This is a genomic window from Marinococcus luteus (assembly GCF_900106595.1).
GTDB lineage: Bacteria > Bacillota > Bacilli > Bacillales > Marinococcaceae > Marinococcus > Marinococcus luteus.
The window spans coordinates 877,195-891,130 of sequence record NZ_FNNC01000001.1; the positions used below are offsets into that span (position 1 = coordinate 877,195).

At 47.7% G+C, this 13,936-nt stretch carries 16 protein-coding genes; 8 read left to right on the forward strand and 8 right to left on the reverse strand.

Annotated features, from left to right (window positions below):
* Positions 1-248: 248 nt before the first annotated feature.
* The 4 genes from BLV22_RS04395 to BLV22_RS04410 form a co-directional block, all read right to left on the reverse strand.
* The gene (locus BLV22_RS04395) at positions 249-1,556 is read right to left on the reverse strand and encodes a Na+/H+ antiporter family protein (protein WP_091611778.1); all 1,308 of its coding nucleotides are present in this window, start codon (positions 1,554-1,556) and stop codon (positions 249-251) included.
* A 128-nt stretch (positions 1,557-1,684) separates the two neighbouring features.
* Positions 1,685-2,137, reverse strand: a complete 453-nt coding sequence (locus tag BLV22_RS04400; protein WP_245724004.1) for a GNAT family N-acetyltransferase — start codon at positions 2,135-2,137, stop codon at positions 1,685-1,687.
* 174 nt (positions 2,138-2,311) lie between these two features.
* Positions 2,312-4,030 carry an assimilatory sulfite reductase (NADPH) hemoprotein subunit gene (gene cysI / locus BLV22_RS04405; RefSeq protein ID WP_091611783.1) on the reverse strand — a complete coding sequence of 573 codons (1,719 nt, stop codon included), beginning with the start codon at positions 4,028-4,030 and terminating at the stop codon, positions 2,312-2,314.
* A 27-nt stretch (positions 4,031-4,057) separates the two neighbouring features.
* A complete protein-coding gene (locus BLV22_RS04410; RefSeq protein WP_091611785.1) occupies positions 4,058-5,905 on the reverse strand; it encodes an assimilatory sulfite reductase (NADPH) flavoprotein subunit in 1,848 nt (615 codons plus the stop codon).
* A 307-nt stretch (positions 5,906-6,212) separates the two neighbouring features.
* On the opposite strand from BLV22_RS04410, the gene comGA reads away from it, so the two are divergent.
* Genes comGA through BLV22_RS15000 form a run of 8 tightly spaced genes read left to right on the forward strand, consistent with a single transcriptional unit; the run spans position 6,213 to position 10,234 of the window.
* The gene (comGA, locus tag BLV22_RS04415; protein WP_176967641.1) at positions 6,213-7,217 is read left to right on the forward strand and encodes a competence type IV pilus ATPase ComGA; all 1,005 of its coding nucleotides are present in this window, start codon (positions 6,213-6,215) and stop codon (positions 7,215-7,217) included.
* A complete protein-coding gene (comGB, locus tag BLV22_RS04420) occupies positions 7,214-8,254 on the forward strand; it encodes a competence type IV pilus assembly protein ComGB (protein WP_091611791.1) in 1,041 nt (346 codons plus the stop codon). Before comGA ends, comGB begins: the two co-directional genes overlap by 4 nt.
* Before the next feature lie 15 nt (positions 8,255-8,269).
* Positions 8,270-8,422: a hypothetical protein gene (locus BLV22_RS14990; RefSeq protein ID WP_176967642.1), complete on the forward strand. Its 153-nt coding sequence runs from the start codon at positions 8,270-8,272 to the stop codon at positions 8,420-8,422.
* Positions 8,415-8,714, forward strand: coding sequence for a competence type IV pilus major pilin ComGC (comGC, locus tag BLV22_RS04425; RefSeq protein WP_091611794.1), 300 nt, complete (start codon positions 8,415-8,417; stop codon positions 8,712-8,714). Before BLV22_RS14990 ends, comGC begins: the two co-directional genes overlap by 8 nt.
* On the forward strand, positions 8,714-9,166 hold the full coding sequence (gene comGD / locus BLV22_RS04430; RefSeq protein ID WP_091611797.1) for a competence type IV pilus minor pilin ComGD: 453 nt from the start codon (positions 8,714-8,716) through the stop codon (positions 9,164-9,166). Before comGC ends, comGD begins: the two co-directional genes overlap by 1 nt.
* Positions 9,150-9,476 carry a hypothetical protein gene (locus tag BLV22_RS15140; RefSeq protein WP_143030953.1) on the forward strand — a complete coding sequence of 109 codons (327 nt, stop codon included), beginning with the start codon at positions 9,150-9,152 and terminating at the stop codon, positions 9,474-9,476. The genes comGD and BLV22_RS15140 overlap by 17 nt, the downstream gene beginning before the upstream one ends.
* Positions 9,379-9,891 (forward strand): competence type IV pilus minor pilin ComGF, encoded by a 513-nt coding sequence (locus BLV22_RS15145; protein ID WP_091611799.1) that lies wholly within the window; start codon positions 9,379-9,381, stop codon positions 9,889-9,891. The genes BLV22_RS15140 and BLV22_RS15145 overlap by 98 nt, the downstream gene beginning before the upstream one ends.
* The gene (locus BLV22_RS15000; protein ID WP_176967643.1) at positions 9,824-10,234 is read left to right on the forward strand and encodes a hypothetical protein; all 411 of its coding nucleotides are present in this window, start codon (positions 9,824-9,826) and stop codon (positions 10,232-10,234) included. The genes BLV22_RS15145 and BLV22_RS15000 overlap by 68 nt, the downstream gene beginning before the upstream one ends.
* Before the next feature lie 36 nt (positions 10,235-10,270).
* Here the strand turns inward: BLV22_RS15000 and BLV22_RS04445 are convergent, their stop codons facing one another.
* The 4 genes from BLV22_RS04445 to BLV22_RS04460 are packed head-to-tail and all read right to left on the reverse strand — an operon-like array spanning position 10,271 to position 13,933.
* The gene (locus BLV22_RS04445; RefSeq protein WP_091611806.1) at positions 10,271-11,293 is read right to left on the reverse strand and encodes an MTH1187 family thiamine-binding protein; all 1,023 of its coding nucleotides are present in this window, start codon (positions 11,291-11,293) and stop codon (positions 10,271-10,273) included.
* 8 nt (positions 11,294-11,301) lie between these two features.
* Positions 11,302-12,720 carry an aspartate ammonia-lyase gene (gene aspA, locus BLV22_RS04450; RefSeq protein WP_091611808.1) on the reverse strand — a complete coding sequence of 473 codons (1,419 nt, stop codon included), beginning with the start codon at positions 12,718-12,720 and terminating at the stop codon, positions 11,302-11,304.
* 36 nt (positions 12,721-12,756) lie between these two features.
* Positions 12,757-13,728, reverse strand: a complete 972-nt coding sequence (locus BLV22_RS04455; protein WP_091611811.1) for an ROK family glucokinase — start codon at positions 13,726-13,728, stop codon at positions 12,757-12,759.
* Positions 13,729-13,732: 4 nt separating this feature from the next.
* Entirely contained in the window at positions 13,733-13,933 is a 201-nt protein-coding gene (locus BLV22_RS04460) for a YqgQ family protein (RefSeq protein WP_176967644.1), read from the reverse strand.
* Between the last annotated feature and the right edge of the window lie 3 nt (positions 13,934-13,936).

Genomic DNA, 13,936 nt, shown 5'->3' on the forward strand with positions numbered 1-13,936 from the left:
AAAAATATCCTTTGTAGCTTATCGTTTAGCTCAACTGTCTAACGATCCTGCATCATTAACTGTTTATTAAATTTTTGCGGGGAGCCGCCTGAGACGACTCCCTGGGTTTCATTTCCTGTGAGTCTAACGACTTATTTTCAGCACTATTGTCTAAAAATTTCTATCGTTCGTATAAAACATACATTATTTATTCATGTTTCACTTTACCTGTTTTGGCTTAATTTTGCAATGTCTCTGCTGCAGGACTGCTACAGAACAAATGCTGCGGCCAGTCCGCAGATAAACAACGGAATGTTGAAGTGTAGAAATGTAGGTACACATGTGTCCCAAATATGATCATGGCGTCCATCGGCGTTCAGGCCGGCTGTCGGTCCAAGCGTGCTGTCGGAAGCCGGAGAGCCCGCATCCCCAATTGCCCCCGCGGTGCCGATTAAAGCTGCAGTGGCAAGCGGAGAGAAGCCGAGTGAGGCACTCAGTGGCACAAACAATGCGGCAAGAATCGGAATCGTCCCAAATGAAGAGCCAATGCCCATTGTAATCAACAGTCCTGTTAAAAGCATCACCACTGCTCCGAACAGCTGGCTGCCTCCAATAGTGTCAGACGTTACTGCCACTAGCTGCTCTACTGCTCCGGTGTCCTTCAGCACAGTCGCGTAACCGGAGGCGAGCAGCATTACAAAGGCGATCATTCCCATCATGCGAACGCCGTCATTCACCGTCTGGTCGGCTTCTTTCACCGGAACGATCCGGAAAATAAACATAGCTGCAATGCCCGTCAGTGCACCAATTACCAATGATTCTGTCCATACCTGTACTAGCAGCGCAAATACAATTGCTATCAGTGTTAACAGATGCGACCACTGAAATTTTTTCGTGTCCTTCAAGGAAGCCTCTGCTTCCGTAACGTCTATGTTTCCGGTGTTCGTTTCTTTATCTTTGCGGTACGTAACGAACACAGCTATCAGCAGGCCGATCACCATACCACCTACTGGAATAATCATCGCCTGCCAAATCTGGTCTAAAGCAATGTTCATGCCGTTGTCATTCATGCTTTCGAAAATAATATCGTGAAAAAGCAGTCCATAGCCGACAGGTATCAGCATATATGGCGCCTTTAAGCCGAAGGTTAAACTCACGGCCACCGCCCGCCGGTTGATTTTCATATGATCAAATAAATGCAGAAGCGGAGGTATAAGTATCGGGATAAAGGCAATATGTACCGGCACAAGATTCTGCGATAAACAGGCCACTCCTGCAATGGTTAAAAGCAAAGCCGCCCGTTTATTCTTTAACAGCTTCACCAGATTCGTCACTAAAAACCCTGTAATACCCGAATAGCCAATCATGACTGCAAATACACCGAGCAGAATGTAGCTGAGGGCGGTATCAGCCCTGCCACCCATACCGGATATGAGCAATTCAATGGAATCAATAAATGACAGGCCGGCCAGCAGTCCTGCAGTGACCGCTGCCCCCATCAATGCAAGAATGACATTCAGCCGGAAGAGGCTTAGCGCAATCAGCACCAGGACTGAAACTATAACTGCGTACTCCACTTTGTTTCCCTCGTTTCTCTTCTTTTATCGTTTATGTACATGTATACAGGTTAAACGCACAAAGAAGATTTTAGCATAAATCCTTTAGTCTGCTCAAACTTTATCAGAGTAAAATATTTTTTCTTCCTTTAAAATTCCCATTCGTAATGTGTCCATGCGCTTTTAGCCCCGCCGAGCGATTCGTAGAGTCTGCGTGCCTTTTTATTGGCCCGGTCTGTTTCAAGCACCATGCCGGCAAAATCCTCCGACTGCACGTAAGAAAGGACAAACTCGAGAAGTTCTTTACCATAATGCTGCCCCTGGAACTCGGGGTCAATATACAGATCGTTTAAGATCGCTGTTTTTTTAACCTGAAGGGTACTGAACGTCTGATACAGGGTAGCAAAACCGATCAAGTCGCCGTAATGCTCCACAATAAACTGGATACCGATTTCCGGTTGGGCCAGAAGCTTTTTTATTAACGTTTTTAATTTGCCGATACCGGGGTCCGGATGCTCGTAATGATCCACAATATACGTCTGCATGGCTTCTGCGAGACTGGGGATATCTTCTGCTTCTACGGTTCGTATTCTTATACTCATGACGGCCTCCTGCATAGTTCTATTACCTTGCGTATAATTATTTTATCGCACTATATTTCATCTTATGGCACATGGAAACAGGATACAACCCTGAAAGCGAAAGCACGGAGGAAAAAATATCTCTTTTAAATTCATAGAAAAAACGGGAGCCGCTTACGCGTTCCCCCGTTGTTATCAATCATGAAAATTTGTTCCGTCTGTAGTTGCTTTCACGTAGTCTGCGCGAACGACGAAGTCCCCGAAATGCTCTCCTTCGTAACGCTCCTTCGCAAAACGGCCAATCATCGGTTCGAGTTCACTTAAAATTTCCTCTTCCCCGATGTTTTCCCGGTAAAGCTTGCTCAGGCGGTCGCCGGTAAAGCTTGCGCCTAAATACATATTGTATTTGCCGGGTGCTTTTCCGATAAAGCCGATCTCTCCGAGCGCTGAACGGGCACAGCCATTTGGACATCCCGTCATGCGGATAATAATATCTTTATCCCGCAGGCCCTGCTCTTCAAGCATCACTTCGAGTTTATCAACCAGCGATGGAAGATAACGCTCTGCTTCCGCCATGGCGAGGCCACAGGTCGGAAAGGAAACACAGGCCATGGAATTGCGGCGGAGAGCGGAATAATGCTTTCCGTCTGTCAGACCATAATCCTCAATCAATTGGCTGATCTGCCGTTTTTTATGGCTCGTAATATCGGATATGACAACGTTCTGATTTGGCGTCATTCGAAAATCGCCAGTATGAATTTTGGCTATTTCCCGCAGGCCGGTCATCAATTGATAGTTTTCCTCATCCTTGATCCGTCCATTTTCAATAAACAGGGTGAAATGCCACTTACCGTCGTTGCCTTTGATCCATCCGTACTCGTCTCCGTTGCTTTCAAATTCATATGGACGGGCAGCTTCTATTTCATAGCCAAGTCGTTCATTCAATTCGCTTGTCAGCCATTCGACCCCGTAGCGGTCAATCGTATATTTGAAACGGGCGTTTTTCCGGTTGGAACGGTTGCCGTAATCGCGCTGAATCGTCAGCAGTTTTTCTGCTGTATTTACCGCTTCTTCTTTTGGCACATAGCCGATAACGCGGCCAAGCTGCGGATAGGTATCCGGTTCGCCGTGCGTCATTCCCATGCCGCCGCCGACAGATACGTTAAAACCCTGCAGCTCCCCGTCCTCCACAATAGCAATGTAGCCGATGTCCTGGGAGAAAACATCAATGTCGTTGGATGGCGGAACTGCCACGCCAATCTTGAATTTTCTTGGGAGATACGTTTCCCCGTAAATGGGCTCAACTTCTTCTTTGCTGTCCGCTACTTTCTCTTCATCAAGCCATATTTCATGGTAAGCCGTCGTGCGAGGCAGCAGATGGTCACTAATCTGTTTAGAATACTCATAAACTTCCCCGTGCACATCGGATTGATTCGGATTCACATTGCACATAACGTTTCTGTTAACGTCCCCACAGGCGGCAATCGAGTCCATCATAGCTGCGTTAATTTCCTGCAGGTTCTTTTTCATATTCCATTTGAGAATCCCGTGCATCTGAAACGTCTGACGGGTAGTGAGCCGGAGAGTTTCGTTCCCGTATTTATGCGACACTTCATCCATTGTGAGCCACTGTTCCGGCGTAATGACACCAGCCGGGAGGCGGACACGGAGCATAAACTGGTAAGCCGGTTCAAGCTTTTGCTGACGGCGTTCATTGCGCAGGTCCCGGTCGTCCTGCATGTAGCTGCCGTGAAATTTCATCAGCTTTCCATCTGCTTCCGGAATGCTCGCAGTGATAGGGTTTGCCATCGTTTTAACAAGCGTACCGCGTAAGAAGTTACTGTCTTTTTTCAAGTGCTCCATTCCGTCTAACGGGGCATCCTGAATGTTTTTTAAACTGCTGTATTCTGACATATGCGTTTGGTTCCTCCCCGGTAGTTATTAATATACGTCACGCTGATAGCGTTTTTGCTGCTGCAGATCGAGCATGAACGCTTCAGCTTCTTCGTGGGTCATATTTCCTTCTTTTTCAAGCACTGTCACCAGGGCTTCATGCACGTCATGGGCCATCCGCTTTTCATCTCCACAGATGTATAAAAACGCGCCATCCTGCAGCCACTGATAAACTTCTCCGCTATTTTCAAGAATACGGTGCTGGACATATACCTTTTCTTCGTTATCCCGCGAAAAGGCTACATCCATTTTTGATAACGAACCTTCTTCAAGCCACTGCTGCCATTCTGTCTGATACAGAAAATCTGTCCGGAAATGCTGGTCTCCGAAGAACAGCCATGATTTGCCGTCCGCTTCCACTTCTTCACGTTCTTCAACAAATGAGCGGAACGGTGCAATCCCAGTTCCCGGTCCTACCATAATAACAGGGGCAGACGGGTTATCAGGAAGTTTGAAATTCGGGTTGTGCTGAATATAAATAGGCAGCGTATCTCCCGGCTCCGTGCGTTCTGCACACTGTCCGGAGCAGACACCTGTCCGTGCTCTGCCATGCGCATCGTAGCGAACGGCCCCTACTGTTAAATGCACTTCATCAGGGTTGGCGGATGGGCTGCTTGCTATCGAGTACAGGCGCGGCGGTATTTTCCGTAAATTACTCACCACGTCTGCAGCTCCGCCCTGCCATGGACCATAATCCTTCAACAGATCCAAAAGGTCCCGTCCTTCAAGGTAGGTGCGCAGGTCATCCGCATGTTCTGTTTCCAGCAGCTCCTGTAGTTTTTCATTATTTGTCAGCTTGCTCATTTTTTCAAGCAGAGGTTTAGTTAATACTGTAATTTCAAAGTGAGAGAGGAGTGCTTCACGAAGCGAGCGGATATCACCCTGCTTATTCAACACTACTGTTTCTTCCGGATTCCAGTCCATTTCGCGAATCAGCTGGTCAACCAGAAGCGGATCGTTTTCCGGAAACATGCCGAGGCTGTCCCCGGGCTCAAAAGTCAGGCCTGATCCTTCAAGTGAAAGCTCTACATGACGGGTTTCTTTTACTGAGCCCCGGCCATTTAAATTAATATTATCCAATATTTCCGCCCGGAACGGATTAGTTCTTGAGTAGGACGGCTGTTCCGTGGCAGGAACTGCAGGCGCGGCACCTCCTGCAGGGGCTGCTGCCTGCACTGTTTCTTCCTGAAGCTCATTCAGGCTCGAAAGAACGCCCTGGATCCATTCTTCAGCATCGTCGTCAAAATCAACATCACAGTCTACTCTTGGATACAGACGGGTGCCTCCAAGCTCTTCAAGCCGCTGATCAAAATCTTTGCCTGTCTGGCAGAAATATTCATAGGAGGTGTCCCCAAGCGCAAGTACGGAAAAACGGACATCTTCAAGTTTCGGAGCCTTACGCCCTTTCAGGAACTCATGGAAGGAAATAGCGTTATCCGGAGGATCGCCTTCTCCGTGCGTACTTACGATGACTAATATATTTTCCACTTTTTTCATATTTTTCGTCTTAAAGTCATCCATCGAACTTACAGTTACATTGTAGCCCTGGTCTTTCAGCCTTCTTGAGCTGTCTTCTGCAATCATTTGACCGTTACCGGTCTGGGAGCCAAATAAAATGGTTACTTCCTTGGAAGCCGTCTCCGCCTGGGACGTCTGGGGGCCAGCCGTTTCCTGGGCAGCCGGCGCTTCAGCTGCTGGTGCAGCGCCTGAAGTCGCCTGCGAAGCCAAATACCCGCTTAACCAAATTTTCTGATTTTCTGTTAATGTCGGCAGGAGCTGGTTCAGTAAATCTACCTGCTCCTGGCTAAAAGGACTATTCGTAACCTGCAATTGCACTCTCTCCACCTCACAAATAAATTTAACTGCAATCTTATCGTTCTAAGGACAAAATAATTTTCTTTTTAGCTTTATCTTATCCACGTGTGTAAACTGGTCATTTTATTATGGTCAATTTTATCCGTATAATTCTTATGTGTCAAGTTGGTTTTAAATTCCTGAAGGAATATTCGGCAATCCTTTTTATTTTATCACACCGCTGCTTCCGTTACGCTTTCTTCAAAAAATTAATACATTGAAAAAAATGGTAGATTATTCCTTTGTTTTGCCATATAATAAAATTACTTTTCAGAAAGAAGGTGAGGCCTTGACCAACATCGAATCATTTACACGGCAATTGATCCATCAGGCAGCGGCCGCTGGTGCGTCGGATATTCATCTGCTGCCGTCTTATTCAGAAGCTTCTCTCTATTTTCGCATCCATGGACGCCTTGAACTTTCAGATACGTATTCCGCAGCTTTCGCCCACCGGCTTATTACGCACTTAAAGTTCAGAGCCGGTATGGACATCGGCGAACGAAGGCGTCCGCAGGACGGCTCTCTTACGTATCGCTCGCTTCATCCCCCTGTACATCTCCGTTTTTCCACCATGCCTTCAGAACGTATGGAAAGCTTTTCTATCCGGCTTCTTCCGCAGACTTTTCAGTTTACCCTCCCTCAGCTGTTTTTAACTTCCACAACTACACGCTCGTTCGAAGACGTGCTTAACTCCCGTAAAGGACTGGTTCTTTTGACTGGAGCCACCGGGTCCGGAAAATCCACCACCCTTTATGCCATGCTCGAGCATCTGCTTGCCTCCCAGTCGCAGCGTATTATTACAATTGAAGACCCCATAGAACTCCGGGTACCCGGCTGCATCCAAACCGAGGTCAACGAAAAAGCGGGGCTTACGTATGCATCTCTTCTGAAAGCGTCCATGCGGCATGATCCTGACGTTATTATGATCGGGGAGATACGTGACGCTGAAACAGCGCAGCTGGCACTGCGGGCCGCACTCACCGGCCATCTTGTGCTCACTACGCTTCATGCCGGCAGCACTTTCGGGGTCCTCCGCAGACTGCTCGACCTTGGCCTTTCGAAAACGGATCTCCTTGAAACAACCACCTTCGTTGCCCACCAGCGGCTTATTCCCACCACTTCTCTTTCCAGCCCCGGGCGCTTGGCCCTATTTGATTTTTCCACCCAAAAGGACATCCATTCCATGCTTCACTCCAATAAACCACTCGATTCGCCCCGGATAAATGAGCAGCTGAGGCGGGGGTATGCGCTTGGCTTGTTCGGCAAGGAAGCCTTTGCCGGGGCCGAGGCATGAGCAAGCCGTTTAAAAAAAGCTGGAAGCCGGAAGCTAAAGCATTATTTCTTCAGCAGCTGGGTGAGCTGCTTGGCAGCGGGTATCATCTGGATCAATCCATACAGATGCTTTCCTGGGAGCAGCCGGCTTTCGTCACTGCTTCCCTGCGCAGCATACGAAGACATCTTCGCAGCGGCCGGGAGCTGCATGAGCTTTTACTTGAACACCATTTCCCCTCTGACATTGCTGCTTTTGTTTATTTCGCGGAGCAGTCCGGGCGGCTCTCCGAAGGATTAACTGCAGCGGGCGGTCATTACATGAGCCGGCTGGAGGCCTGGAGCAGCTTCCGTAAAGTTCTGTATTACCCGCTATTTCTTCTGTGGCTGCTGATTATTCTCGCTTACGTATTTGTCCGCTATCTTTTTCCACAGTTTCTCGAACTGTTTGAACAACTGAGCATGGAGCTCCCTTTCTATACCAGAATGGTGATGAAAATGATTTCTGCAGCCCCTTTCTTTTTTGCCTTTGCTTTTATTCTGCTGATTGGTTTCGGAGTATTTTACGCTTTCGCTGTCCGCCCGAAACCAGCCTCGACGCGAGCTCTTTTTTGGACCAGGCTGCCGTTTCTCCGTCCGTTTATTACTATGAGAACTACTGCTTCTTTCGCTGAACAGTTCGGCTACCTGCTGTTAAATGGATTGTCTCTCTCCGAAAGCTGCCTGGTGTTAAAAAACCAGAAGCATTCCCCATTGATTCAGGAAGAAGGGGCGCGTCTCGAACAGATGCTCGCTGCCGGGACTCCTCTGCCGGAAACGTTCCGGCGGCCATGGTACCTTGAAAGCCTCGGACAGGCAGTGCAGTACGGGCAGTCTATCGGAGCACTCGGCCAGGTACTTGTGCAATACAGCAGCCAGACGCAGCATAAACTCGAAACAGACATCCAGCGGGTGACCATGACAGCCCAGCCCATTCTTTTCTTCTCGGTCGGCATTCTGATTTTAAGTCTTTTCGCTGCAGTATTTTTACCTATGTACCACATGATTACTTCCATCCAGTAAAAGGAGTGACCAGCCATGCAAACCTCTCACGATTATTTTTCTGAACGAATCTCAGTACTTGAAAAACGCTTGACGGACCTTGAAATGCATAAAGAAGAAGACATTGCTTCTTTATTACAGCTGCTTCGCCAATCCCGCCCTTCCAGAAAGGAAAAAACATATGCTTAAAAACAATAAAGGTTTTACTATGGTGGAAATGCTGATTGTACTGCTCATTATTACTGTGCTTCTTTTAATTGCTATCCCGAATATCGGTACAAACAACCAGGTTGCCCAGTCCAAAGGATGTGACGCCACCATCCAGCTTTTAGAAACGCAGGCCGCTGCTTATGAGGTTGAATACGGCAGCGAGCCATCTTCCCTTCAGGATCTTGTTGAAGCTGACTATGTAGAAACGACCACCTGCCCGGACAACACTCCGCTTGTATATAACAACGGAGCCGTAAGTAAAGGCTCCTGATGTCTCTTTTCAGTTCAAAGGGTTATACCTTCCCGGAGGCTATTGTAGTACTGCTCATTTTCAGTGTGCTTGCTGCTGTTCCATTTATTCATTTCTCTTCGGCCTATGAGAGTAGCCGTGAAGACCATTTCGTTCAGCAGCTCCAGGCTGATCTCGTTTACAGCCAGCATTATGCTTATACCCACCATACCTCCACCCGTCTCGATTGGAAGGAAGATGAGAGCTACTATGCCCTTATAGGAAACGACCGCAGTGAACCTTTAATCCAGCGTACTATCCCCGAAGGCTTTTTTGCTCCTACTGCATCTAAACTGCAGTTTCATAAATTGTCTTATACGGAGAAAGGAAATATTAAAAAAGCTGGCACCATATCCCTTCACGGCCCGTCCCGGTCGTACCGGTTTATATTTCAAATCGGAAGGGGGCGGCTCCGAGTTGAGACATCTTCGTAATGGATTCACACTGATCGAAGCCGTCAGCGCCCTCTCGCTTCTGTTCGCTGTCACTCTATTTATGCTCCCCCTTCTCCATCAGACTTATCAGAACTGGAACAGCCAGCAGTTGTATTACGAGCAGCTGTATGTGATGGAAAAGGAAGCAGGGCGCATTCATCAGTCTGCTTCTGCCGCAGTCACTGCTGCCTCCTATTCGAAAGGAAAGATCTATGTTCACATTAAAGAACACGAGGAAGGCTATAAAGTATGTACTTCGATCGAAGAGAGCCGAAACGAGCAGTGTGTTTACGTGCTTCCAAAACAATAAAGGGGTCACACTTCCTGAAATGATTATTACTCTTTTGCTGTTCAGTCTGTGGGCACTGGCCGCCGCTAAATTCAGCAGTCTGCTTTTAACTGATGTCCCGGCTCCCGATACCGAAGCACGCTTATTCGTTCAGCAAATGGAGGAAGACATGCAGACTGCTCAATCGTTAACCTATGAGAAGCAACGGTTTTATATTGAATCCAGACAGAATACGTACGAATATTTTATGTCTAACGGGCGGGTCGTACGCCGGGTGGACAACGAAGGATTTGAAATCATGCTTCAGGGAGCTTCTGCTTTTTTTGTGGAGACAGGAGACTACGGGGCAGATGTGGAGGTGATTTTAAATGATGGTCAGTATATTCAATCATTTCTTTCCTATCATACAGCGACGAAGAAGCTCTTCCCTTCGTAAAGGCTTTATTCTCCCCTCTACCATTTTCTTTCTTTTATTCATTTTCTTATTTATGGTACTTGCTGCCGGGCTTTTAAAGCTTCAGCTTCTGCAGCAAAATGAGGAGTTTGGATCCCTGGATGTAAAATGGATGATCCGAAATGCCGAAAATATTTATATTGAAGCCCCTTCTGAATCTGGTGCCGTATCGATGCCTGATGGCACCGTCGAATGGAAAGAATCCGGGAACGGTGAAATCAAATTCACTGCCCGCCACCGCCTGGGGTTTTCCAAGCAGGTATCTTATTCCGCAGACTGGAGAGCCTCTGTTTATGAAGTTCTTTCTTACCCAGAACATAGGTAAAGCCGGCAGATTTGGTTCTGCCGGCTTTCGTATTGACTACTGCTTTCGTGCATTCTGTACTGATTCCATTTTCTTTTTCATCTGCTTGCCTTCTGCATCACGGCGGTCGTCAATACGAATATTTGTTGATACACGCTGATAGCCTTCCTGAAAAGGTATTTCGTGTATTTCTCTGACGACCTGAAGCAGATCGCCAATATTTCCTTCGAGAAGCGTACTCATTGGCGTCATTTCAATATCAATTTTATCATTGTGCTTTTCAAGCACGTCCTGAATTTTTGCTACTGTGTCCGACATCCCGGTTCCCTGTTTATCTACAGGAGAAACTGTCACATCAACAATTGCCATAGATAACTGCTCCTTTCGTGTTCTTCCGGTCCGGTGCGGGAATTCACGTTCAGCAAGCATACGAAACGCTGTAATCGCAGTTTGAACGTGTACCTTCTCCGGCACAGAACATGTAATATTCCGTTGAAGCCAATACGAAGGCTTCAGCCACGTATTTCTGCTGCCGGCAAAGTGCCGCTGAAGCACTTCTTCTGCCGCAAAAGCCATCGGCAATGATACATAAGCGCTGACAGCTATAAAAACATTTCCCGGAGAAGAAATAATGTAAACCGGAGACGCCATTACAAGAAACAAAACGAAGTATATAAACACAATGTTGGTGGAGCAGTGACGGTTTGTAATCGATGCCCTTCCCACTCTTTTCCACGAGCTTTTTTCTGGCACCTCGGTGAAGCTGAAGACTTTGTGCTCTGCGCCGTGAAACTTTTTGAGCTGCCGCGGAAAAATAAAATGAGTGCCCATGACAAACAATAAAAATGAATATAAAGGAAGCAGTTGAAAAGCTGCCGCTGCAAGCCAGGCTGCGGCTGTAAGTTTGTACCAGACAGGCATCGCACCTGTCACCACTGCCCCCACTCTTAAGTAAGACCGCAGAGAAAGCGGAAGCAGTTCGGCGTGTATCTTTCCTTCACTGCCAACATAGGCTCTGCTGATAAAAGAAGCTCCAAAGAAAAACACGCCGCGCTGATAGGAAAGCCCGCGAATTTTCATGCCAGCTGTTACTCGCCGTACATGAATCGTGAGCCGGCGATACCCGGCTTGGTCATTTCCTTGGCATCCAAAATTTCATCGAGCTCTTCTTCCGACAATATCCCCCGTTCGATGCAGATCGAGCGTACACTCTGGTCCGTTTCAATCGCTTCTCTTGCGATTCTCGCAGCTGTTTCATACCCCACATGCGGGTTGATGGCTGTAATGATGCCTACGCTTCTCTCTACCATATTCCGGCAGTGTTCAATATTGGCTGTAAGTCCTTCAATGGTAAATTCCCGGAACACTTTTAAACCATTCTGCAGCACCGAAAGGGATTGAAGCAGGTTAAATACGAGCACCGGCTCCATTACATTCAATTCGAGCTGGCCAGCTTCCGAAGCATGGCTGATCGTATGGTCGTTGCCGATGACCTGAAAAGAGATCTGATTGATTAATTCACACATGACCGGGTTCACTTTCCCCGGCATAATCGAGGAGCCCGGCTGACGGGAAGGAAGGTTAATTTCATTCAGGCCGGTTCTCGGTCCCGAGCTCATCAGCCGGAGGTCATTCGCCATTTTGGACAGGTTAATCGCATGTACTTTGAGTGCCGCTGACAGTTCGGTGTAGGAATCCGTATTCTGCGTTGCATCCACAAGATCAGTGGCACTGTAAAACGGCATCCCAGTCTGCTCAGCAAGAATTTCCGCTACGCGGCCAATATATTCAGGCATCGCATTAAGCCCTGTGCCGACAGCTGTGGCCCCGAGGTTAATTTCATATAGATGATCCACTGACCGCTTAATGCGGCGCAGGTCTCTCATCAGCACCCGGCGGTAGGCACCGAACTCCTGGCCGAGACGGATCGGTACGGCATCCTGCAGATGTGTACGTCCCATTTTAATGACATTGTCAAACTCTTCTTCTTTTTCTCCCATCGCTTCGATCAAATTATCGAGCGCACTTACAAGTCCCTGCGAAAGACGCAGCGCCGAAATGTGAATAGCTGTCGGAAACGAGTCGTTGGTGGACTGAGCCATGTTTACGTGGGTATTAGGACTTACCCGCAGATAATCCCCTTTTTCTCCGCCCAGTAATTCGATGGCGCGGTTGGCAATGACTTCGTTGGCATTCATATTAAAGGAAGTCCCTGCTCCGCCCTGAATGGAGTCTACGATAAATTGATCATCAAATTTACCTTCGATCACTTCGTCTGCTGCTTCTATGACCGCCTCGGCAATAGATTCATTCAGAAAGCCGACTTCCGCGTTGGCAGTAGCCGCTGCTTTTTTTACGTAACCGAATCCTTTAATTAATTCCGTGTGCGGCGGATAGCCGGTTATTGGAAAATTTTCTTTTGCCCTCAACGTTTGAATCCCGTAATAAGCATCTTTAGGTACTCTCTTTTCTCCTAAAAAGTCACGTTCCACACGGGAGTTTTCCATGTTTTTAGCCCCTTTTTAACAATCATTTTTTCTATCTCAGTTATTCATATAATGATTTTTAGCCAGCCATGCGGCTCCCGCCACCCCGGCGTCGTTTCCGAGATCGGCAATGACAAAATCCGTTCCTCTTTTTACTTTGTCGAGCGCGAACATATCAAAATGAGCGCGCAGCGTCTGCAGTAAATCGTCTCCGGCAGCGGCCACTCCGCCTCCGATCACGATTCTCTCCGGATTCAGGGTGTTTGCAATATTGCCGACGGCAAGTCCCAAATAATACATGGCGTGGTCAATCACCCCGGCACAATACGGATCAGCGGACGTGGCATAGGCGAACAAATCCTTGGTCGTAATTTCTTCTCCGCGCTGGTGCACATCATAAATCGGAGAGCCCTCTGCTTCGTCTATATGTTCGAGGGCTCCGCGTACCATACCTGTTGCCGAAGAAATGGTTTCCAGGCAGCCACGTTTGCCGCAATTACAAAGCCGGCCTCCCTCCGGTTTTACGGTAACATGGCCAATTTCACCAGCCATATTATCTTTGCCGTTCACAATATCCCCGTTAAGCACAATACCTGCTCCGACCCCGGTGCCAAGCGTGATAAAAATCATGTCCTGGACGTCCGTGCCGGCTCCTTTCCAATATTCGCCTGCCGCTGCCAGGTTCGCATCGTTATCGAGCGCGATGGGAAAACCGAGCTTTTCTTCGAGAATACGCGCGACCGGGTAATCCTTCCATCCTATGTTTGTTGCGAATTCAATAATACCGTTTTCTATGTCGATAAAGCCGGGAAGCCCCGCGCCGGCGCCGGCGACTTCCGTAATCGGAATATTTTTTTCATCCAGTTCATGCTCAATCGATGCTGCAATTTCATCGAGCACGTATTTTCCGTTTTCTTCCTTGCTGGTGGTAATGCTCCATTTGTGCTGCATGCCGCCGTTCTGGTCAAATAGTGCCATTTTTACCGCGGTGCCGCCGATATCGATTCCGATTACGTATTTTTCAGCCATTTGTCTACCCCTTTTCCTGTTCGATTCGTCGTTCTCTTTTTATCGTCAACAAAGCAGTCTGATACATCCTGACATCCAAAAGTCCGTTGTTATAGGCCTCTCTGATCTCTTCTTCCATTAAATCTAAATCCATTAAACGATTTTTCGTATAGATGAAGGCTCCGACCGTGCGAAGCCACATCCGGATTTCTGTCATGGATTCCATAGT